The organism is Floridaenema fluviatile BLCC-F154 (assembly GCF_041929135.1).
GTDB lineage: Bacteria > Cyanobacteriota > Cyanobacteriia > Cyanobacteriales > Aerosakkonemataceae > Floridanema > Floridanema fluviatile.
Map to the genome: position 1 here is coordinate 416,086 of NZ_JBHFNS010000094.1, position 21,819 is coordinate 437,904.

Consider the following 21,819-nt stretch of genomic DNA (forward strand, 5'->3'; position numbering starts at 1 on the left):
AAACTGATGTAATCTATTATACAGTTTCCTGGTTGACAGGAAATAAGTACTGATGCAAAATTATTTGTATATCTTAGTTGCCTGTAATCCTTATCCAATCAAGGATTGAGAACTGAAAAATACACAATTAATTTTGCTTAGGTACTTAGCCGATCGAATCAGGTTTGTAACTACTTGGAACTGATTAAATTATCAAATGAGTTTATGGCAAAAATACTAAAATCAAATGGTGTTAAATGCACACAAATTCCTTTACAATTAATTTTAATTGTACCGTTTGTAGTGCAAATTTTTCTAGTAGTGGGATTAATTGGTTGGCTATCTGTTAACAATGGTAAAAAATCAGTTGAGGAAATTTCCAATAAATTACTTCAAGAAGTATCTAACCGAACCGAACACGAAATTAACGATTTATTGGAAATACCTATGTTGATTAATCAAATTAACAGCGATCGAATTCAGTCAAATCAACTGAACTTAGAAAATTTACCCGAACTAGAACTTAATTTCTGGCAACAAATTCAGCAATTTAACTCAGTTAGTTATATTTATTTTGCCGATCGCAACCAAAACTTTACCGGAGCTTTTAAAGAAATAGCGACATCAAAAATAGGAGTGGGAATTTCCAATAAATCGAATAAGTATAGTCTTGAAGAATACCTAACTGATAGCCAAGGTAATCGGGAAAAACTAAGAGCAATAGTTGCTAATTATCAACCTGCTCAAACGCACTGGTACAAATCCGCCGTGAATACAGGTAAGGAAACTTGGACAGCAATTTATGGCTGGGAAAATGGTCTGGGTATTAGCATTGATTCAGTTAGACCTGTATTTAATTCAAGTGGAGAATTGCAGGGAGTTTTAGGAGTATGTCTGACTTTAAAACAAATTAATCAATTTCTTCAAAAATTACCAATTAGCCAATCAGGACAGATATTTATTCTCGAAAGGAATGGAGCGATCGTTGCTAGTTCTACTGCGGAAAATCCTGTTACATTAAGTTCTCAAGCAACTGGAAATAAATCGGATTTAATGTTAGAAAATCCCACTGGTAAATCTCCCTATTCTAGGTTAAAAGTATGGCAAAGCAAGAATGATACGATCCGCGATACAGGCGCATATTTAACCAAGAAATTCGGCAATTTTAATAATATTCAAAAATCGGAAAAACTTCAGTTTTGGGGAAATACAAAAAAACAATGGCTGCAAGTTACTCCTTTGAAAAATAATGCCGGAATAGATTGGCTGGTAGTAGTAGTAGTCCCGGAAGAAGCTTTTATGGGACATATTTACGAGCAAAGAGATATTACGATTTTGTTGTGCTTGCTTACTTTGGCAGGAGCAGTGATATTGGGGATTTTCACTTCAAGATGGATTGCTAAACCAATTGTACAGTTGAAAGATGCGAGTTTAGCGATCGCCAATGGTAAATTCGATCAAACCGTCACCATTAAAAATATTAAAGAACTCAGTGTTTTAGGCACAGCTTTTAACCAAATGAGTGAAGAACTGAAAAATTATTATGAGCAGTTAGAAGAAAAAGTAATAGAAAGAACTCAAGAATTAGCAGCAGAAATTCAAGCGCGAACCATAGCTCAAGAAACCTTAAAACAAAAAAATATCACCTTAACTAATCATAGTCAAATTTTAACTGCCTTAGCTAAAGATCCGATCGTTCATAATGGTATTTTGTCTGACAGTATTCAGAAATTAACTGAAGCTATTGGTAAAACTTTAGCTTGTGAAAGATCTAGCGTTTGGTGGGAAAAAGGAGATGGTATTCATTGGTATTGTTTAGATTTATTTTTGCTAAGTTCTCAAGCCCATATAAGCGAACCAGATTTACGGATTATTGATTATCCTGATTATTTTCAGGCTTTAAATTCTGAACAAGTAATTGCTATTAGTGATGTTTACCAAGACCATCGAAGTTGCGAACTTACAGAAACTTATTTACTCCCTGGTAAAATCACCTCTTTATTAGAAGTACCGCTACATCGTAATGGAAAAGTAGTGGGTGTACTTTGTAACGAACATATTGGTATAACCCGAAATTGGACAATAGAAGAACAGAGTTTTGCTCGTTCTATAGGTGATTTAGTTTCTTTGGCAATAGAAACTTCTTATCGCCATGAAGCAGAAGAAGCAAAGCGACTTTCAGAAGCTAAGTATCGGAAGCTTTATGAAAATTCTCAGGATGCTGTGTTTCTCTTAGATGGAATGAAATTTGTGAGTGGAAATCCAGCAAGTTTAAAAATGTTTGGTTGTCCCACAGAAGCCGAATTACGTGCAAAAAATGTTACTGATTTTTCTCCAAAATTACAACCAAACGGTCAAGAATCATATAGCTTAGCTAAAGAAAAAATTCGCCTTGCTTTACAAACAGGAAGTAGTCGATTTGATTGGATACATAAACGCTTAAATGGGGAAGAATTTTTTGCCGAAGTGTGGTTAGCTCCCTTAGAAATAGAGGGTCGTCAATTAATACAAGCTATTGTCCGGGATATTAGCGATCGCAAAAAACGCGAACTAGAATTACAACAAGCTAAAGAAGCAGCGGACACAGCTAACCAAGCTAAAAGTGAATTTCTCGCCAACATGAGTCACGAACTGCGAACACCATTAAACGGAATTTTAGGCTACGCACAAATTCTTCAACGTTCACCGCAGCTAGGAGAACACGAACGAAATAGCATCGATATTATCTATCAGTGTGGTTCGCATCTTTTAACATTAATTAATGACATTCTTGACCTTTCCAAAATTGAAGCACAGAAAATGGAACTCTACCCGACAGACTTTCATTTTCCGGCTTTTTTACAAGCAGTAGCCGAAATTTGCCGGATTCGTGCGGAACAAAAAAGCCTTAAATTTAACTATCAACCCGATCCAGATTTACCTATTGGCATTCATGCTGACGAAAAACGCCTCAGACAAGTATTACTTAACTTAATCGGTAATGCGATTAAATTTACTAAAATCGGTGAAGTCACTTTTTCTATTAGTTTAATTGAAAAATTTTCTAATGATTTTGGGGAGAAAATTTATAAAATTCGCTTTAGTATCAAGGATACGGGAGTAGGTATTAAATCTGAAGAAGTCGCCAGAATATTTTTGCCATTTGAGCAAGTTGGTTCCCGAAAAGATCAAATTCAAGGCACTGGATTAGGGTTGGCAATCAGCCAAAGATTTATTCAACTTATGGGTAGTACAATTCAAGTAACTAGCCAATCTCAAATGGGTAGTGTTTTTGAATTTGATTTAGATTTAATAGCAGCTAAAGATTGGGTAGATACAAACGCCAAAACCGATCGAGGAAAAATCATCGGATTTAAAGAAAGTCCCAAAAAACTTCTTGTGATTGACGATCGTTGGGAAAATCGTTCCGTTATTGTTAATTTACTAACTCCTTTAGGTTTTGAAGTTATTGAAGCTAATGATGGCAAAGAAGGATTAGCGATCGCCACACAAAATCCCCCAGACATAGCAATTACCGATTTAGTTATGCCAGAAATTGATGGATTTGAATTAATGAAACAGTGGAAAGAAATCTCACAACTCAAAAATGTTAAAATTATCGCTTCCTCAGCTAGCGTCTTTGAAAGCGACCAAAATAAAAGCTTACTAGCGGGAGCAGTGGATTTTTTAGCCAAACCAGTACAAGCGGAAGAACTGTTGGAAAAGCTAGCAGTATATTTACAAATAGAATGGATTTATCAAGTGCAACCCAGCAGTGAAATAAGTGCCAAAACCACCACAGAAGAAATCATCCCTCCACCCCAAGAACAATTAGATCGACTATTTGATTTAGCACTGCGAGGTAACTTGAAAGAGATTGCTAAACAAGTCGAATATTTAACAGAATTAGACCAAAAATATCTACCATTCGTTGCTAAACTGTCACAGCTTCTTAAAGAGTTTCAAGAAAAGAAGATTTTGCAAATGCTCAGTCAATATAGGAAGGTTAATACATGAAAGATGTGCAGGGGGAGCGAAGTACAATTTTAGTGGTAGATGATGTTCCAGCTAATCTGGGAATCTTAACAGACTTTCTCGATGAAGCTGGGTTTGAGGTTTTGGTAGCTCAAGATGGAGAAAGTGCTATTCAAAAATTAAATTATATCATTCCTGACTTAATTTTGTTAGATATTATGATGCCAGAAATGGATGGATTTGAAACTTACAATCAGTTAAAATCTAATTCATTACATAGCCAAATACCTGTGATTTTTATTACGGCGCTTTCGGAAACCAGCAATATTATTAAAGGTTTGTCTTTAGGTGCAGTAGACTATATTACTAAACCCTTTCAAAAAGAAGAAGTTTTAGCGAGAATTACAACCCATTTAAAACTGCGACATTTAAGCAAAACTCTGGAAGTTAAAAATCAACGTTTATTGCAAGAAATCGAGGAACACGCCCAAGCGCGTAGAGCTTTAAAACAACTAAATCAGGAATTAGAAAGTCGCATAGAACAAAGAACTAGAGAACTTTCTCAAGCCCTAGAAGACTTGCAAAATATGCAAGCTCAATTGGAGTATAATGCCTTTCACGATTCTTTGACAGATTTGCCTAATCGAGCATGGTTAATGAAAAGATTGCAAGAATTAATTGCCAGAAATTCTAGTTATACAGTTTTATTTCTAGATTTAGATCGCTTTAAAATTGTCAATGATAGTTTGGGGCATTTAGCAGGAGACGAGTTACTTAAGTCTGTAGCAAGTCGGATTCAAGCTTGTTTAGAATTTCCTAATACAGCAACGAGAATAGGCGGGGATGAATTTGTAATTTTGGTAGAAAGTGAGGAAGCGATCGAGATAACTAAAAAATTATTAGAACAGTTTAAATTACCATTTAAATTTAGTAATTATGAAGTTGTTATCGAAGCTAGTATCGGCATTAGTTTCAGTTCAATGGGTTATCAAGAACCAATAAATATCCTGAGAGATGCGGATATTGCTATGTATCGATCGAAAAAGCAGGGAAGTGGGAGATATGAAATTTTCGATCCACAAATGCAGGCTGATGCGATCGCACGTTTACAATTAGAACAAGATTTGCGAAAAGCGATCGCCCAAAACGAATTTTGCTTGTATTATCAACCTATTGTTTCCTTAATTACCGGACAAATTAAAGGTTTTGAAGCATTGGTACGTTGGAATCATCCTCAAGGTATGATTGCACCCGATCAATTTATTCCTTTAGCGGAAGAAACCGGATTAATTAATCCTTTAGGTTGGTGGATTTTGCGGGAAGCTTGTTCTCAATTAAAACTTTGGCAACAACAATTTCCTCACCTACCTTTGCAAATGAATGTGAACTTTTCCCCTGTACAATTTGAGCAAATAGATTTCTTGCAAGAGATCGAAGAAATTTTACAAGAAACTAGAACAATTCAGCATACTTTAACCCTAGAAATTACCGAAACTTGTCTTTTAAATCCAGCAAATTGTGATTTTGCAACTTTGAACAAAATGGGTGTTAGTTTATGTATTGATGATTTTTGTACTGGCTACTCTTCCTTAAGCTTACTGAAAAAGTTACCTATTGATACTTTGAAGATCGATCGATCCTTTATGCAAACTCTAACCTACAATCCAGATGATACAAGTTTAATCGAAACAATTATTTTATTAGGAAAAAGCTTAAATATCAAAGTAGTTGCCGAAGGAATTGAAACAATTGAGCAAATAAGAATTATCCAAAATTTAGGGTGTATCTGGGGACAAGGTTACTTTTTTGCGAAACCTTTAAATAGTGACAATGCCACTCAATTTATAACAATAAACGAGAAAAAGGTTAAACGGCTATGAACAATTTACACCTAGCGAAAAACACCATACTGATTGTAGATGACAATCCAACAAACTTAGGTGTTATATTTAACGTCTTAGATGAAGCAGGGCTAGAAGTTTTAGTAGCTCAAGATGGGGAGAGTGCTTTGCAAAAAGTAGAATATGTCACCCCAGACTTAATTTTATTAGATATTATGATGCCCGGTATCGATGGTTTTGAAACTTGTTCGCGGTTAAAAAGTAACCCATCAACCTCAGACATTCCAGTAATTTTTATGACGGCGTTGGGGAACACAGAGCAGAAAGTCAAAGGCTTGAGCTTAGGTGCAGTAGATTATATCACGAAACCCTTTCAAAAAGAAGAAGTCTTAGCACGGATTAAAGTTCAGTTAGACTTACGAAATCTAACCCAAAGTTTAGCTAATAAAAATCAACTTTTACAAGAGAAGATAGCCGAAAAAACTGCATTAGAAAATACTTTGCAACTATTGAATCAAGAATTAGAAAAAAGGGTTGAAGAAAGGACATTTGAACTACAACAAACCCAACTTCAGTTAATTCAAAGTGAAAAAATGTCTACTTTGGGGCAGTTAGTAGCCGGAGTAGCCCATGAAATTAATAATCCCGTTAGCTTTATTCAGGGAAATTTGACTCATGCTGAATCATATATTCAAGATTTGTTGTCAGTATTACAACTTTATCAAGAAAATTTTCCTTCTCCAGGCAAAGATATTTTAACTCTCCTTGAAGAAGTAGAATTAGAATATGTGATAGAAGACTTACCTAAGCTAATTTCTTCCATGAAAGTAGGCGTGGAAAGAATTCGGCAAATTAGTGTATCTTTGAGGACTTTTTCCCGTGCGGATAGCACAACAAAAGTAGCAGCTAACATCCATGAAGGGATAGATAGTGCATTGCTAATTTTGAAACATCGCCTCAAAGCAACTGAAAAACGCCCACAAATAGAAGTAGTTAAAAACTATGGAAATTTACCTTTAGTTCCCTGCTATTTGGGACAGCTGAATCAGGTTTTTATTAATATTATTGCCAATGCGATCGATGCTTTAGAAGAAGCTTGTGTACAGCGGACTGCGGAAGAACTTAAAGAAAATCCCTGCCAAATTGCGATTGTTACAGAAATTAGTAAAAATCAAAATCAAGCAATTATTCGGATTAAAGATAATGGTTTGGGAATGACGGAAGAAGTACAGAGTAAAGTTTTTGATTATCTATTTACAACCAAGGTAGCAGAAAAAGGAACCGGACTTGGTTTATCCATTAGTTATCAGATAGTTGTGGAAAAACATGGAGGTAGACTTAGTTGTTTTTCGGAATCGGGAGTAGGCACAGAATTTACGATCGAAATTCCTTTAGTTTAAAATTTAACAACTTTATCTATATGCCAGAAAAAATAACTTGCCTCAGAAAATCTTTTTTCCAAGACAAGCTATTTCTTTCTTTCTTCTCTTTTCTTTGCGTTCTTTGCGCTCTTTGCGGTTAAAAACTCTTAAAGCTGTTTCACCTCAGAAACCAATTTTGCTACCATATCTTTCGCACTACCAAAAAGCATCATGGTTTTTTGATTGTAAAACAACTCATTTTCCACGCCAGCGAAACCAGTGCTCATACCGCGTTTAATGACGATCGTATGTTTAGCATGATCGACATCTAAAATCGGCATACCATAAATCGGACTAGCACTATCATGACGCGCCGCTGGGTTTACCACATCATTCGCGCCAATTACCAAAGCGACATCAGTTTGATCGAACTGCGGATTAATATCATCCATATCGTAAAGTTGAGGATAAGGCACATTCGCTTCTGCCAACAACACATTCATGTGCCCCGGCATTCTTCCCGCAACTGGGTGGATAGCATATTTTACTTCCACACCCAACCGATCTAATTGATCTGCCAATTCCCGAACTGCGTGTTGTGCTTGCGCTACCGCCATTCCATAACCAGGAACAATTACCACAGAACGCGCATAACCCAACATCATCGCGCCTTCTTCCGCATCGATGCTGTGAACAGTTTGATCGGTTGCGCCAGCTGCGCCAGCTGCGACTGCACCGCCACCAGTACCAAAAGCACTAAATAGCACATTTGCCAAAGAACGGTTCATCGCCTTACACATAATTTCGGTGAGGATCAAACCAGAAGCGCCCACCAAAGCACCAGCGATGATTAACATATTGTTCATCACCACGAAACCAGCAGCAGCAGCAGCTAAACCAGAAAACGAGTTCAACAGCGAAATTACCACTGGCATATCGCCGCCACCAATGGGGATAACGAACATTACCCCTAAAATCAAGGAAATTACCACAATTCCCAAGAATACAGGTAAATTTCCCGGATCGAAAATCAAAAAGCCGCTACCGACGACATAACCGATTAAAAGTAAAGCATTAAAAGGTTGTTGCAAAGGAAAAGTGATGGGAGAACCACTCATAATCCCTTGCAGTTTAGCAAAGGCGATAAAACTACCAGTGAAAGTGACACCACCAATTAACACATCTAGCAGCATCGAAATATTAGAATCCAAAGGCATTGGTTCGCCAGTGCTCAAAAGTCGCCAAAATTCCCCAACGGCGACGAGTGCGGAAGCTGAACCGCCTAAACCGTTCAATAAACCAACCATTTGGGGCATTTCCGTCATGGCGACTTTGTAAGCAGCAACTACACCGATGATGCTGCCAATGACGATCGCAATTAAAATCATTTGATAGTTGAGCACATGGCGATCGAGCAAAGTAGCTACAATTGCCAATAACATCCCCACTGCTGCCCAAACATTACCCGCACGGGCAGTTGCCGGAGATCCCAACTTTTTCAAACCTAAAATAAACAGAGATGCTGCTACTAAATAAGTCAGCTGAATTCCAGTCGGCAAAAAGTCAGTCATATTCCTTCTTTCTTCTTAGTTATTGATGATTACTGTTAGTGACGTGAGAAATTCTCTTTCTTCTTCTCTTCCTTCTTTTTTTCCTTCGCGTTCTCTTCCTTCGTGTCCTTCGTGTCTTCGTGGTTCAAAAAAAAGATCCTTGCCACCAATCAACAACTCCGAACTATGCCTTCGCCTCCTTCTTCTTAAACATTTGCAGCATTCTATCAGTCACCAAAAAACCGCCGACAACGTTAACCATTGCCAAAATCACCGCAATTAAACCTAAAATTACGGATAAACTGGTATCACCTTCGCCAGCAACGACGATCGCACCCAGCACCGCAATACCCGAAATTGCATTAGAACCAGACATCAAAGGCGTGTGCAAAGTTGGCGGCACTTTGTTAATCACTTCAAACCCAGTAAAAGAGGCAAGAACAAACACAAACAAAGCCGCAATTAATGCTTCTGTCATCGATTTAAAACTCCTAAAAATTGGTAATTAGTAACTGGTAATAAGGGATGGGGTAATTGTCATTCTTCCCAGTCCCCAGTCCCCAATCCCCAGTCCCTCTAATTAAGCATTTACTCGCAATTGATCCAAAGCTTCTTGAACTTTCTGATTGCGAATTTCCCCAGCGTGAGTAACGCAGGTGTTCTTCACGATATCATCTTCAAAATTGAGGTTAAATTCTCCCTCTTTATTAATCAAGTATTGCAACAAAGTGAGAATATTTTTCGCATACATTTGCGAAGAGTGAATGGGGGTAGAAGAAGGCAAATTAGTGGTGCCAATAATTGTTACACCGTTATAGCGAATATCTCTACCTGGTTGAGTGCAAGCGCAATTTCCGCCTTGTTCGGCGGCGATATCAACTATTACTGAACCGGGCTTCATTTGGGCTACCATTTCTTCAGTAACGAGTAATGGTGCTTTCCTTCCTGGAACTTGGGCGGTAGTGATTACCACATCAGAAATTTTCACGTGCTCGGCGATCGTTTCTTGAGTTTTCTGTTTAGAAACCTCAGATATTTCTTTAGCGTAACCGTTGTCTGCCACCGTTTCTTCGTCTAATTTTACTTCTACGAATTTAGCGCCCAAACTTTGCACTTCTTCTTTTACTGCGGGGCGAATATCGAAAGCTTCCACAACTGCACCGAGTCTTCGGGCGGTAGCGATCGCTTGCAAACCCGCAACTCCTGCGCCGATAATGAATACTTTGGCAGGTGCGATCGTTCCGGCAGCAGTTGTTAACATGGGGAAAAACTTCGGTGATGCCGCTGCTGCAATTAACGCTGCTTGGTATCCCGCCACAGAAGCTTGCGAAGAAAGAGCATCCATGCTTTGTGCTCTAGTCGTGCGGGGAATTAATTCCATGCTTAAAGTAGTAATGCGGCGTTGAGCTAATTTTTGCGCCAAACTAGGATTTCCCAAAGGATTAGTAAAACCGATTAACACCGCACCTTCTCGCAGCATATCCACTTCATGCTTCCCTTCCCGTTCTTGTGGTGGGCTGACTTTCGCTAAGATATCAGCTTCGCCCCATAAAGTATTAGGATCGGAAATAATTTTTGCTCCCGCTGCTGCGTAAGCCTCATCTGCAAAAAACGATCGCTCACCCGCACCCGCTTCTACCCACACTTCAATTCCTTGTTTTACCAACCGAGCCACAGTGTCCGGGATTAGGGCTACACGATTTTCACCCATTTCAATTTCTTTGGCAACTGCTAATTTCATTGAACCTCCTTGCTAGTTTCAGTAATTCTCTGTAGCCAAACTACAAATTTAGTTCGCGACTAGTTATTCCTTCCACTTTCGTTATTTGGGCATTCTCAAGATTCAGTTTCTTGATAGCACTGCCGCAATTGAATCAATTCGCCCTACCAACTCTTTTACTTTTTTATATTATGTTGATCCCACGATTTCGCGGCATTCTCTTTAACTTATTTTATAGATTCACATTTAACAAATGGAAAAATACCTATTTCTTACTTGATTTACCCGCCCATCTATATTTTCTTAATATTCAGACAAAATTTATATACAATTAGACACATTTATAAATATGTTTTTAATATAAAAATGTTACTGGGATTACCGAATTATCAAAATTGCTAGGGAAAAAACTTAAGCTGCAAAAAAAGTTTTTCGACAAATTAAGCAGAAAAAGCGGGATTTCGATCCGGGTGCGGTAAATTTTTGCTCTCTTCCCTTATAATCAGAAATACTTTTGCGGAACCGCTAACACTTATTAAACTTCTTTGATATTGTAAATTCAGTGTAAGTTAAGTTTGGTAACAAGCAATCACTCTGAAGCTATAACAGCATCTAGCACTATGTTTTTGCAATTTTCGTTTCGACGGACTCTTACAGCCTTAGCAGTCACCAGTTGCTTACTCACTGGGACTTCTAGTATTGTATCGGCAAATGGACTGCCAGGATTTACTTTGTGGGGTGGACCACCTCGCGAAGCTCAATTACCATTTCGGTTAGATTTTGGCGGGAGAGTTAATGTTTGGGATCGTTATCGGCTGAAAATTCCTGATAAAAAGATGAAATTAGCCGTTTCCCAATTTGCGATTTCTTACCCTGAGTATTTCAAAGGCACATTTGACACCAAAGATGTTGAGGTGAAAGTTGAGGGCAAATCTGTAGAGATCGATGAAGTCACCTGGGATAAGGAAAATCGGACTATTCAGATTTTCCCCACAGTTCCCGTCCCCGCAGGTAAAGACGTGGAGTTAGTTCTCTCGAATGTGAAAAATCCTTCTTCTGGGGGAATGTTTTACTTTAATTGCAGCGTCATGAGTCCGGGTGATGTGCCTTTAATGCGCTATCTCGGTACTTGGTTGCTGAGTATCGACTAAGTACAGAAAAACAGTGATAAAATTGTAGATTGTGACTTTTTGAATTGATTTTAGGCTCGCCAGCTTGGAGAACCCGTAATGACCCAGCGCACGTTACACGGCACTAGCCGTAAGAGAAAGAGAACTTCTGGATTTCGCGCCCGGATGCGAAGCAAAAATGGAAAACTAGTGATTAAAGCCCGTCGGAAAAAAGGTCGCTATCGTTTAGCAGTTTAAAAAAGCTGTGGCTTTGCCAAAAGCACATCGACTGAAAAATCGGCAGGAGTTCTCTGCTTTATTCCGCAAGGGAATGCGTTACTCAACATCCCATCTCACTTTAAGAGCCTTGCGGCAGTCAGCAAAACCGGAATTAGGGAAGCAATCTGACTCTAGGTTGCCAACTCCGGTTGCTACTGTCGCTAAGGGGAATGATGTGGCGAGATCTCAGTCGCAGTCCAAACTTCCCTCGCGCCTTGGCATTTCCATCAGCCAAAAAGTTAGCAAGCGAGCAGTTGTGCGAAACCGGATTAAAAGGCAGCTAAAAGCTGCTTTTTGGCAACTATTACCCCAAGTTGCACCCGGTTGGTTACTAGCGATCGTCGTAAAACCAGAAGCTACGCAGTGCGATTATCATCAATTTCTGCAAGAATTAAAGCAGTTGTTGGTAGAAGCTGAGGTACTCAATGGGCATTCGTGAAGAAGTTTACTATGAGGGCGGCCCTCATATTGGAGATTTAATTTTAAATATTCTCATAGGACTGACAGTGATTGGCTTGCCGTTAACTGTAGGTGCGATCGCCCGTGCCCTGTGGCTGCGTTATCGAATTACCGATCGACGCATCTCAGTCACAGGCGGCTTTCGGGGACTCGATCGCACTGACATCATTTACTCGGAAATAGTCGATGTGAAAAAAGTTCCCCGTGGCATCGGTCTCTGGGGCGACATGGTAGTAGTTCTTAGAGACGGTAGCCGTTTAGAACTCCGCGCCGTTCCTAAATTTCGCCAAATTTACGATTACATTACCGAAAAAGCGAAAATTAAGACCGCAAAAACTACCAAATAGTTAAATCGTTAACCAAAGGGAACCCCAGCAGACAAAAAAAACTTTTTTCCTCCTCTGCCAACTTTCCCCGTAGTTTAGGCAGTTATCACCTGATACTGCTACTTCACAAGATAGATTAGATAAAGACAATACAGCGCTTGTAGGTAGACTTCATAAGCATGGATTTTGGTGTAAGTTTTCTTTCCAACAACGTAATGCTACCGATCCTGGATTTTTTCTACGGGATCGTGCCTAGCTATGGGTTGGCTATCGTGGCGCTGACTCTAGTAATTCGGTTTGCACTCTATCCCCTAAGCGCAAACTCAATTCGCAGTATGCGCCGGACAAGAGTCACCCAACCGCTAATGCAAAAGCGGGTAAAAGAAATTCAGGAACGATATAAAGACGACCCAACAAAGCAACAAGAAGAAATGGGTAAACTCTACAAAGAGTTTGGCAACCCATTGGCAGGTTGCTTACCAGTAATAGTACAAATGCCCGTGTTATTTGCGCTATTTGCTACCTTGCGTGGTTCACCATTCTCGGATATCAATTACACCGTGAATGTTCAGATTTTACCCCAGGAACAAATTGAGCAAGTTCAAAAACAAGCTTTTTCTACTTCACCCCAAAACATTTATTTCGCAGAAAGCTCTCATGCTCCCGTAATTGCCTTATTACCTGGGGGAAATAAACTCGCAGTGGGTGAGAAAAGCAAATTAGAATTTCAAACTCCCGCAGGTAAACCTTTAGAGACTTTAGTAGCAGAATACCCAGAAACCAAACTAAATCCGACTTGGAAGGTTACAAAAGGTGAAGAGCGGATCAAAATAGATGCCAATGGCAATATTGAAGCCTTACAACCAGGTGATGCCACTATTCAGGCAACTATTCCCGGTTTAGCATCTGATAAAGGATTCCTCTTTATCGACGCTCTGGGAAGAGTTGGTGCTTTTGATGAAAACGGTGCTATCCACTGGGATATCGTGGGAATGGTGCTGTTTTTTGGTATTAGCTTATATATCAACCAACTACTCTCAGGACAACAGCCAGGTGCTTCTTCCAATCCGCAGCAGGATACGGTAAATAAAATTACCCCAGTGATTTTTTCGGGAATGTTTCTCTTCTTCCCACTGCCTGCTGGGGTGTTGATGTACATGGTGATTGCTAATATTTTTCAAACTGCTCAGACCTTTATTTTGTCTAGGGAACCATTGCCAGAAAATCTGCAAAAATTAGTGGAAGCTCAAGAAAAAGAAGCAGCTACTAAAGAAGGTAAGGGAAGAGAGGCACTCCCATTTGAACCAGGTCGTTCTTCTAAGAAAAAAGCTTGATAGTTAGTTTTCATGACGGACACTCGAATACAACGTGGTCAAAAATGGCTGGAAGAATTGCTAAAACTAATCAAAGTTCCAGCTATGGTTAAAGCTGAAAAAGCTGAAGCACAGGTAGAATTAGCAGATCCAGAAGATCCAGAAGAACCAGCTAGCTACTGGTTGACGATCGATGAAACCCACCTGTCACGAGCCCAAATTCAAGTATTGATTGGCAATGAAGGTGCAACTTTAGATGCTATTCAATATTTGGTTAATGCCATTCTCAATATGGGTAAAGAGCATGATGAACAAGCTGCTTACACTGTGGAATTGGATGGCTATCGGGTTCGGAGACAAGCAGAACTTTTGGCTTTGGCTGAGTACGCCATTCAACAAGTACGCACCAATGGTCAAGAGTTTGAAATGAAGTCACTTTCTGCCGCAGAAAGACGACAAATTCATACGTTTTTGAAAGAGTTCACCGATTTAGAAAGCTATAGTCGGGGTAAAGAACCAGACCGTCGTTTGGTGGTGCGAAGGCGCTAAGTTGGGTAGGGGAGCAGAGGAGCAGAGGAGCAGAGGAGCAGAGGAGCAGAGGGGAGGAAAATTTAAAACTGAAAATTTCCGAAACTCTTCCTAATTCAAAACTCTCTCCAGGGCGGGTTTTGTAGTTAACTCTTCTGTTGTGAGTACAAATTTTTCTGCTAAACCCGCCCCTACAACTCTCTTACTCCCCCATTTCCCTATATCCCTGAGAGCTTTCTTGTAATAGGATGAAAAAAATTTGGTGAGGCGATTATGGAAGCAATTTATATTCCCCGTCTGACGAAAGCACCTCAGCAAACTGAAGTAATTGAAGTTGAGGAATTTTTGCCTGAGTTGGAAACTTTAACGCCAGTGAGAGGCAAAATTAAGGTGGTTCACCAAGGAAATTATTTGGATGTTTCTGGTCAGGCAGAAGCAATTATTACTTTGACTTGTCATCGCTGTTTGCAACAGTATAATCATCGTTTGATGGTGAAAACTTCGGAAATGATTTGGTTGGATGAAGGGGTGGATCAAGTTGATGAAGGTGCTTTGGAAAGAGAAACGGCTTTAGAGGATTTGGTGGAAACTTTGTCACCGAAGGGTTATTTTTATCCTGATGATTGGTTGTATCAACAAATGTGTTTGGCGATTCCGCAACGACAATTGTGCGATCGGAAATGCCAGGGGATTCAGTTGGAAGATATTAATAGTAATGGGGGAGGTACGATCGATCGCCGTTGGGCAGGACTTGAATCTCTGAAGGAAAGACTCAATAATGGCAAGTAAAGGTTACTGAGATAGGAAGCATTTCAGTAATTAATTTGGTTGATTTACGATCGTAAATACCAGAAAGCTGTTGACTAGATTAAAATGATAAAAAATTAGCTGATTTTTGCTCTAAAAGTGTAAGTTTCCAAGTTTAATAATTGACCATTACCAATTACTAAGTCAGCAAAAAATATGAGTTTCAGTGATGAGTTTGAACTGCTGTTACGTGCCCGCTACCCGTTGATTTATATTCCTACTTACGAAGAGGAGCGAGTGGAAAGTACGATCGCTAATATCGCTAAAAATCAGGGTAATCGAGGGGTTTATGTTTGGGATTTTGTTGATGGTTATCAAGGTAATCCCAATGATGCGGGTTTCGGAAAACGCAATCCTTTACAAGCTTTAGAATTTGTGGAAAAGCTGTCTGCTTCGGCGGCAGCTATTTTTATTTTACGGGATTTTCACCGCTTTTTAGAAGATGTAGCTGTCGCCCGGAAGTTGAAAAATTTGGCACGAGTGCTGAAGTCTCAACCGAAGAATATTGTGATTTTGTCGCCACGATTAGCGATTCCTGAAGAGTTGAGCGAAGTCCTCACAGTTTTGGAGTTTCATTTGCCAACTGCGCCGGAAATTAAAGTGGAAGTAGAGCGTTTATTGGCGGCTACTGGTCATTCTTTGGAAGGTAGAGTTTTAGATCAAATTGTTCGATCGTGTCAAGGTCTTTCTTTGGAAAGAATTCGGCGGGTGTTGGCAAGAGCGATCGCAACTCATGGCGAATTACGCCCGGAAGATGTGGATTTAGTATTAGAAGAAAAGCGCCAAACGATTCGCCAAACCCAAATTTTAGAGTTCTATCCAGCTACGGAAAATATTTCGGATGTGGGGGGATTGGATAATTTAAAAGAGTGGTTATTGCGTCGGGGTGGGGCTTTTTCGGAACGGGCGAGACAATATGGTTTACCGCATCCGCGAGGTCTATTGTTAGTAGGAATTCAGGGAACTGGTAAATCTTTGATGGCAAAAGCGATCGCGCACCATTGGCATTTACCTTTACTTAGATTAGATGTAGGAAGATTATTTGGCGGTTTAGTGGGAGAATCAGAATCTCGCACTAGACAAATGATTCAATTAGCAGAAGCTTTGTCTCCTTGTGTTCTGTGGATTGATGAAATTGATAAGGCTTTTTCCGGGCTCGATGGTAAAGGTGATGCAGGTACTAGTAACCGGGTGTTTGGCACATTTATTACTTGGTTAGCTGAGAAAAGTACTCCGGTTTTTGTGGTAGCAACCGCGAATAATATTCAAACTTTACCACCGGAAATGTTACGGAAAGGTAGATTTGATGAAATCTTTTTTGTGGGTTTACCGACACAAGAAGAGAGGAGGGCAATTTTTGGGGTACATTTAACTCGGTTACGTCCGCATAATTTGAATAATTACGATCTCGATCGCTTAGCTTACGAAACTCCTGATTTTTCTGGTGCAGAAATTGAGCAAGCTTTGACAGAAGCAATGCACATTGGTTTTAGTCAAAATCGAGATTTTAATACTGATGATGTTTTAGAAGCGGCTAGTCAAATTGTACCTTTAGCGAGAACGGCTCAAGAACAAATTGAGTTTTTACAAGATTGGGCGGCGGCGGGTAAGGCGCGTTTAGCTTCTAAACATAGTAGTTTGAGCGATCGAATAAAAAATCAACTGCGGTAATATTTAAATTGCCGTATTATTAGTTTCATTAAGCAAAATTGGCGTGAGTGGGTGATAAATATGAGCTTTTCTGGAATCGTTAAATTTTTGATTGGTTTTGTGATTGCTATTGGTTTGTTAGCGGGTGCGGGTGTTGCAGGAGCATTATATTTTGTAACTAAATTAACTGCACCTCCAGAAAAACCTATATTTGCCAATGAAAGAAATGCTAATCAGGCTAAGCCAGTCGTCGCGAAGACTCAGCCACCAGCGGCGAGTACTCCTGCGGCTACGGAAGTTAGTACGAAAGTGGACGCGAAAACCACAAGCGAAACGCAGGAAAAAGCTTTAGAACCTGGAGCATACAGAGGACGGGTAATTTGGTCAAGTGGTTTGAGTATCCGCAGTAATCCTCGCTCTGATTCGGAAAGAATTGGTAGCGTAGCTTACAACGAAGAGGTGATAGTTTTGTCGGAAAGTGATGATAAAAGGTGGGTCAAAATTCGATCGGAAGATGGAAGTAGCGAAGGTTGGGTAAAAGCCGGAAATATTGAGCGTTCGGAAGAAGGAGAACAAACACAAGCATCTAATCAATAGATTGTTAAGAAAAGTAGCAAAGTTTTAAAGTTGGTTGCAATATTGGGGTAACAAGTTAATCAATTCAGACCAGGATGGTAATTTGGAAAACAGTAAATTGATCTGGTTTCTTTAGTAATTCTGGGATGAATTTATGTACAACAAAGACTCAAATAAAGATTGGGTAAGTGCTGTGGTTACTGCTGGCTTAGGCGCAGGAATTGTTACGTCTTTCGCTGTCAGTCAGGGACAACATCCTTTAGTAGCACTACAAATTACCATTTTTGCAGTTTTGGTGGCTTTGTTGTGCGATCGCTTGGGTTTAATTTGAAAGTTAAAACAAACAAACCTTTGGGAAAAATCCCCAAAATTTAGGTCTATAATTGTTGCCAAGCTTGGTTTTGATAGCCATATTGGAAAGTTTCTGGGTGCAAAATATCTGCTAAAATTTCCACCGATTCGGCTAATCTTGGCCCTGGACGATTAAAATAGGCATTGCCATCAGTAAGGTAAACTCTTGCCTTTTGCACAGCCTGTAAATTTTCCCATTCTGGTTGTTGAGTTAAGGACATTACTTCTTGACGAGTGCGGTCTAAATCGAAACCGCAAGGCATGAAAATAATAATGTCTGGATTGGTGTTAAAAACTGTTTCCCAAGTTAACTTAGGTGAAGGTTGACCGATGACGCTAAATAGTGGTTTTCCTCCGGCAATTTTTACCATTTCAGGAATCCAATTAGATGCAACCATTAAGGGTTCGATCCATTCAACACAAAGAACTTTAGGGCGGTCTTTATCTAATAAAGATTGAGTTTTTTGTTCGCAGATTTTGACTCTCGCTTCTAAGTTTTTAATCACTGATTCTGTAGAGACATTTAAGGCTACACCTACTTTTTGAATGTCTGTCCAAACATCTGCTAAGGTTTGCGGTTGTAGCGAAATAACTTGAGGGTGAGAGTTGGTGAGTTTAGCGACAGCAGTTTCGACATCGGCGACACTAACGGCGCAAATATCACATTGGTCTTGTGTCAAAATATGTGTGGGTTGTAACTCTTCTAAGACATCAAGTTTGATTTCGTAAATGCTTAATGCTGACTGAACTAATTGGGTAACATCTTGATGAATTGTGGCGCTAGGTTTTTCTGCATTTATTCTGGCTTGCGTACAAACAGGTAACTTTTGGACTTCCGGGGGGTAGTCGCATTCGTGCGATCGTCCTACCAAAGCATCAGTTAATCCCAAACTAGCCACAATTTCTGTCGCACTAGGAAGTAGAGAAACAATCCTGAGTTGTTCGCTATTGTTCATAATTTATCCCCTGGAAATTGTAGTGGTTGCTCTTAATTTACCTCTCTTTCTAGAAATTTTAATCCTCCTTACGTTACATAATTTTTGTTCAACCGAAAGAACGCGAAGAAAGATATCAAGAATTTATTTGGTACTGGTACTGTTAAGAATTGGCTGAAGTTGTCGCCAAGCTTTAAACAAATTACCTTGCATTGCGGAAGCGACACCGCTAAGGGCTTGTAATTCTGGCGAGTTTGGATCGAGTGCTAAGGCTGGTTGGAGGGCGATTTGGGCGGCTTTGGGGTTCCAGTTGTAGAGGTGTACGAAAGCGAGATAGGCGTAGGCGTAGGGGTTTTGTGAGTCTAGTTGAGTGACTTTTTCTAGGGCTGCGATCGCTCCTGGCACATCCCTTTGCAAAACTTCCGATAATGCCAAATTGTAAGCCAATTTCCAATTACTTGGTTCTTGTTTTAAGCGAAATTTCAAAGCTGTTTCTGCTTGTTTTAGATAATCTTGAGTTGGGTCATATTGATTAATTCTGCCAATTTGATCGAATACGCGATCGAGTGCTTTTGGCCCTTCGGGTAAAGAAATCGCTAAACTGTGTAATTGAGTAATTAAATCCAATTCTGGCGCAGGAAGTTTGCTAGCATTAGGGTCAATTGTAACAGTAATTTTTGGAGTTGGAATTAGGTAACTTTCCCCAGTTTGGCGATTTAAATAAGTGGCGGATAAAATGTAAGTTCCCGGTGTCAATTCTGCGGGGGGAAGCATAGCCATTTTCTCCACAACTCGAAAGCCTGAAGAATTATTATTTGACAGATTTGATGGATATAAATTTCCCATAGCCAAACCGCGATCGTGTAACCAGCGAGATTGTTTAGGATCGGTCAAATTATACCAAGTTAGAAGTACCACACCTGATTGTAATTCTTGCCAAGAACCTGACCAATCATAGATTACTGGAACGGGTGTTCCCGGTGCAACTTTTTCCGGTACAGTAACTTTATTCAAGCTAACTTTTGCCAAAGGTTTTCCTAAAGGTTGAACGATGACAGGTGGTTGTTTACTGCGGTAAAGATTCAAGTTACTTTCATCAGGTAACTTCCAAGTTTTTTGTAATTTAAAATCCTCTCCTTGTGCGACAATTTGGGTTATTTGACTTTGTGCTTCCGAAGGAACTGAACCTTGATCGCCTGTTTTAGTGACAAACCAAGAAAGACTTCTGGCATCTTGGGGAACGAATTTTTTGCGAGTTCCCACTTGCCGACCGTAAACTTGGAAATTTCGCAAAGCCCCAAAGTAATTAAAATTATGTTGATTCAGCTTAGGAGTGGAAGGTAAAACCCCTAAATTCGATCGCAAATAAGGTTCAGTTTCGATAATTTCCCCGATAACTTCTGCTTGGGGAAATTCCGCACCAGTATAAATATAATGTTGAAATCTGGGACTCAAAAATCCAGTTAACCAAGCACCACCCAAAGGGTAAAGATTGAGCAACATTAAGAGAAAAGCCAAACCAATTGTACTCCAGCGAATCTGTTGAGCAAAGCGACCTTTCCAAAGAGTTAAACCATAAGCTAAAAAGACAGCTAAAACTGGCAAATAAGGTAAAACATAACGAGTATCTTTATTGATATTCAAAGAACAGAGTAGATAGGAACCAAGCCAAAAAACCGCCAACCATGATAAATTTGGATTTAAAAGCTTAGCTTTGGGATCTTTCGCCTTAGACTTAAAATAATAAATTACTAAACCGACAATTGGCACTAACAATAAAACCCAAGAAACCACATAAGGTAAATCTTGCCAATAAAAAGTCCAAGCAGCTAAAGTATTAAGTGGGGGATCGCCTTCTGCGATCGCCGAATCCACAGTCGCCCTTTTCCCCGAAGTTAAAATCAACAACCAATTAATTCGATACCAAAAACCAAACACCAAAACTGACAGTAAAAAAGCCCAAAAAAGCTGTCCCAACCTTTCCCATCTTTTCCCCTTAATCGCTCCCAGCAAAACCCATAAAATTGGCATCAACAGAAAGAATAAAGCAGTTTGTTTCACCAGCAAAGCGACTCCCAAAGAAAGCCCAAAAATAGTTGCCCAAAACCACTCTTTCCTTCGCGTTCTTCGCGTCTTCGCGGTTCCCCAAAAACGCCAAACCGTCAAACAGAAAAAACTAAAAGTAACAACAGCAGTCAGGGGATAATCTAACAAAAAATCTAAACGAAACCGATACAAACCTGGCAAAAGCTGACAGATAACAGCCGCCAACAAACCGACTTCTATACTAAATAAATAAAACCCCAAACCATAGACCGAAAATAACAGAATAGCACTAAAAAATAGATTAATAATAGTTGCCCGATCGAACCCAGTACCGAAGACATTTTGGACAAACCCTGCTAAAATATAAACCAAAGGTGGTATTTTGGAAGAGATTTGCCAAAAATTAGTCCACCATTCCCCAGAAAAAATCTGAGGATGGCGTAAAGCTTGCCCATAATTTAAAGTACCTGTGAGATATTCTGCTTGATCCCAAGCAGGGGTAGAATGGTCGAGGGCGAACCAGAGGCGATCGGACAAAGCCCCCAACAGCCAGATAATTGCCAGCGCAATTAACCCTTGCCACCTTTGATGTTGTTTCTCTTCAATCACAGACTTAAAATTAACCAATAGTTATCCCTAGCAAAGATAGCATTACTTGCCAGTAAGTTAAACTAATGCAATAAGTTTTTAGACTTGAGGATGCGATCGGTTTTTACCGAAAAACCTGCGTGAAAGCCCCTAGCTTTAGATATGAGGATGAAACGCACCTGGCGGTTTTAACCGCAGTCCAAGTTAAATCTAGTTTTTAACTTTAATGTATAATAGTTTCAAGTGTTAATTAATAAGTCAATACCCAGCAAATCAACTAAGACTAAAACCACCACATTTATTGTCGAGATACCGTTAGTAAGCTGTTACGCATTTAAAAGTTATATTGTAGGGTGCGTCAGATATAGATATTTTCCTTTCTATATCAGGCTTTACCGTCTGACGCACCCTACTCGTTAATAAGTGATTTAAATGCGTAACAGCTTA

At 39.6% G+C, this 21,819-nt stretch carries 18 protein-coding genes; 13 read left to right on the top strand and 5 right to left on the bottom strand.

All coding sequences use genetic code 11. From position 1 onward, the window contains the following. The first annotated feature begins 204 nt into the window (after positions 1–204). Genes ACE1B6_RS29930 through ACE1B6_RS29940 form a run of 3 tightly spaced genes read left to right on the top strand, consistent with a single transcriptional unit; the run spans position 205 to position 7,174 of the window. Positions 205–3,975, top strand: coding sequence for an ATP-binding protein (locus tag ACE1B6_RS29930; RefSeq protein WP_413260956.1), 3,771 nt, complete (start codon positions 205–207; stop codon positions 3,973–3,975). After that, entirely contained in the window at positions 3,972–5,813 is a 1,842-nt protein-coding gene (locus ACE1B6_RS29935) for a two-component system response regulator (protein ID WP_413260957.1), read from the top strand. Before ACE1B6_RS29930 ends, ACE1B6_RS29935 begins: the two co-directional genes overlap by 4 nt. After that, positions 5,810–7,174 carry a hybrid sensor histidine kinase/response regulator gene (locus ACE1B6_RS29940; protein ID WP_413260958.1) on the top strand — a complete coding sequence of 455 codons (1,365 nt, stop codon included), beginning with the start codon at positions 5,810–5,812 and terminating at the stop codon, positions 7,172–7,174. Before ACE1B6_RS29935 ends, ACE1B6_RS29940 begins: the two co-directional genes overlap by 4 nt. Positions 7,175–7,302: 128 nt before the next feature. Here the strand turns inward: ACE1B6_RS29940 and ACE1B6_RS29945 are convergent, their stop codons facing one another. From ACE1B6_RS29945 to ACE1B6_RS29955, 3 genes are all read right to left on the bottom strand, one after another. Next, positions 7,303–8,706 (bottom strand): NAD(P)(+) transhydrogenase (Re/Si-specific) subunit beta, encoded by a 1,404-nt coding sequence (locus ACE1B6_RS29945; protein ID WP_413260959.1) that lies wholly within the window; start codon positions 8,704–8,706, stop codon positions 7,303–7,305. Positions 8,707–8,869: 163 nt separating this feature from the next. Further along, on the bottom strand, positions 8,870–9,163 hold the full coding sequence (locus ACE1B6_RS29950; protein WP_413260960.1) for an NAD(P) transhydrogenase subunit alpha part 2: 294 nt from the start codon (positions 9,161–9,163) through the stop codon (positions 8,870–8,872). A 102-nt stretch (positions 9,164–9,265) separates the two neighbouring features. Beyond that, positions 9,266–10,426, bottom strand: coding sequence for a Re/Si-specific NAD(P)(+) transhydrogenase subunit alpha (locus ACE1B6_RS29955; protein WP_413260961.1), 1,161 nt, complete (start codon positions 10,424–10,426; stop codon positions 9,266–9,268). A gap of 599 nt (positions 10,427–11,025) precedes the next feature. Here ACE1B6_RS29955 and ACE1B6_RS29960 point away from each other — a divergent pair. The 10 genes from ACE1B6_RS29960 to ACE1B6_RS30005 all read left to right on the top strand — a co-directional run bounded on the left by ACE1B6_RS29960 (position 11,026) and on the right by ACE1B6_RS30005 (position 17,783). Then, positions 11,026–11,556: a DUF2808 domain-containing protein gene (locus tag ACE1B6_RS29960; protein ID WP_413260962.1), complete on the top strand. Its 531-nt coding sequence runs from the start codon at positions 11,026–11,028 to the stop codon at positions 11,554–11,556. A 78-nt stretch (positions 11,557–11,634) separates the two neighbouring features. Next, entirely contained in the window at positions 11,635–11,772 is a 138-nt protein-coding gene (gene rpmH / locus ACE1B6_RS29965; protein WP_413260963.1) for a 50S ribosomal protein L34, read from the top strand. A 7-nt stretch (positions 11,773–11,779) separates the two neighbouring features. Beyond that, positions 11,780–12,232 (top strand): ribonuclease P protein component, encoded by a 453-nt coding sequence (gene rnpA, locus ACE1B6_RS29970; RefSeq protein ID WP_413260964.1) that lies wholly within the window; start codon positions 11,780–11,782, stop codon positions 12,230–12,232. Further along, positions 12,219–12,599: a PH domain-containing protein gene (locus ACE1B6_RS29975; RefSeq protein ID WP_413260965.1), complete on the top strand. Its 381-nt coding sequence runs from the start codon at positions 12,219–12,221 to the stop codon at positions 12,597–12,599. Before rnpA ends, ACE1B6_RS29975 begins: the two co-directional genes overlap by 14 nt. Before the next feature lie 158 nt (positions 12,600–12,757). Beyond that, positions 12,758–13,912 carry a membrane protein insertase YidC gene (gene yidC / locus ACE1B6_RS29980; RefSeq protein ID WP_413260966.1) on the top strand — a complete coding sequence of 385 codons (1,155 nt, stop codon included), beginning with the start codon at positions 12,758–12,760 and terminating at the stop codon, positions 13,910–13,912. A gap of 12 nt (positions 13,913–13,924) precedes the next feature. Next, positions 13,925–14,440 (top strand): Jag family protein, encoded by a 516-nt coding sequence (locus ACE1B6_RS29985; protein ID WP_413260967.1) that lies wholly within the window; start codon positions 13,925–13,927, stop codon positions 14,438–14,440. A gap of 252 nt (positions 14,441–14,692) precedes the next feature. Next, entirely contained in the window at positions 14,693–15,208 is a 516-nt protein-coding gene (locus ACE1B6_RS29990; protein ID WP_413260968.1) for a YceD family protein, read from the top strand. A gap of 174 nt (positions 15,209–15,382) precedes the next feature. Next, the gene (locus ACE1B6_RS29995; RefSeq protein ID WP_413260969.1) at positions 15,383–16,897 is read left to right on the top strand and encodes an AAA family ATPase; all 1,515 of its coding nucleotides are present in this window, start codon (positions 15,383–15,385) and stop codon (positions 16,895–16,897) included. A gap of 60 nt (positions 16,898–16,957) precedes the next feature. Continuing rightward, positions 16,958–17,473: an SH3 domain-containing protein gene (locus ACE1B6_RS30000; protein ID WP_413260970.1), complete on the top strand. Its 516-nt coding sequence runs from the start codon at positions 16,958–16,960 to the stop codon at positions 17,471–17,473. A gap of 133 nt (positions 17,474–17,606) precedes the next feature. Continuing rightward, entirely contained in the window at positions 17,607–17,783 is a 177-nt protein-coding gene (locus ACE1B6_RS30005) for a hypothetical protein (RefSeq protein ID WP_413260971.1), read from the top strand. Positions 17,784–17,829: 46 nt separating this feature from the next. Here the strand turns inward: ACE1B6_RS30005 and ACE1B6_RS30010 are convergent, their stop codons facing one another. Together ACE1B6_RS30010 and ACE1B6_RS30015 are read right to left on the bottom strand one after the other, a co-directional pair. After that, positions 17,830–18,759 (bottom strand): cobalamin-binding protein, encoded by a 930-nt coding sequence (locus ACE1B6_RS30010; RefSeq protein ID WP_413260972.1) that lies wholly within the window; start codon positions 18,757–18,759, stop codon positions 17,830–17,832. Positions 18,760–18,882: 123 nt separating this feature from the next. Then, positions 18,883–21,393 carry a phospholipid carrier-dependent glycosyltransferase gene (locus tag ACE1B6_RS30015; RefSeq protein WP_413260973.1) on the bottom strand — a complete coding sequence of 837 codons (2,511 nt, stop codon included), beginning with the start codon at positions 21,391–21,393 and terminating at the stop codon, positions 18,883–18,885. Positions 21,394–21,819 lie beyond the last annotated feature (426 nt).

Coding starts and splice junctions, on each gene's coding strand:
- ACE1B6_RS29930 (WP_413260956.1), top strand. CDS start 205: ATGGCAAAAATACTAAAATCAAATGGTGTTAAATGCACACAAATTCCT.
- ACE1B6_RS29935 (WP_413260957.1), top strand. CDS start 3,972: ATGAAAGATGTGCAGGGGGAGCGAAGTACAATTTTAGTGGTAGATGAT.
- ACE1B6_RS29940 (WP_413260958.1), top strand. CDS start 5,810: ATGAACAATTTACACCTAGCGAAAAACACCATACTGATTGTAGATGAC.
- ACE1B6_RS29945 (WP_413260959.1), bottom strand. CDS start 8,706: ATGACTGACTTTTTGCCGACTGGAATTCAGCTGACTTATTTAGTAGCA.
- ACE1B6_RS29950 (WP_413260960.1), bottom strand. CDS start 9,163: ATGACAGAAGCATTAATTGCGGCTTTGTTTGTGTTTGTTCTTGCCTCT.
- ACE1B6_RS29955 (WP_413260961.1), bottom strand. CDS start 10,426: ATGAAATTAGCAGTTGCCAAAGAAATTGAAATGGGTGAAAATCGTGTA.
- ACE1B6_RS29960 (WP_413260962.1), top strand. CDS start 11,026: ATGTTTTTGCAATTTTCGTTTCGACGGACTCTTACAGCCTTAGCAGTC.
- rpmH (WP_413260963.1), top strand. CDS start 11,635: ATGACCCAGCGCACGTTACACGGCACTAGCCGTAAGAGAAAGAGAACT.
- ACE1B6_RS29975 (WP_413260965.1), top strand. CDS start 12,219: ATGGGCATTCGTGAAGAAGTTTACTATGAGGGCGGCCCTCATATTGGA.
- yidC (WP_413260966.1), top strand. CDS start 12,758: ATGGATTTTGGTGTAAGTTTTCTTTCCAACAACGTAATGCTACCGATC.
- ACE1B6_RS29985 (WP_413260967.1), top strand. CDS start 13,925: ATGACGGACACTCGAATACAACGTGGTCAAAAATGGCTGGAAGAATTG.
- ACE1B6_RS29990 (WP_413260968.1), top strand. CDS start 14,693: ATGGAAGCAATTTATATTCCCCGTCTGACGAAAGCACCTCAGCAAACT.
- ACE1B6_RS29995 (WP_413260969.1), top strand. CDS start 15,383: ATGAGTTTCAGTGATGAGTTTGAACTGCTGTTACGTGCCCGCTACCCG.
- ACE1B6_RS30000 (WP_413260970.1), top strand. CDS start 16,958: ATGAGCTTTTCTGGAATCGTTAAATTTTTGATTGGTTTTGTGATTGCT.
- ACE1B6_RS30005 (WP_413260971.1), top strand. CDS start 17,607: ATGTACAACAAAGACTCAAATAAAGATTGGGTAAGTGCTGTGGTTACT.
- ACE1B6_RS30010 (WP_413260972.1), bottom strand. CDS start 18,759: ATGAACAATAGCGAACAACTCAGGATTGTTTCTCTACTTCCTAGTGCG.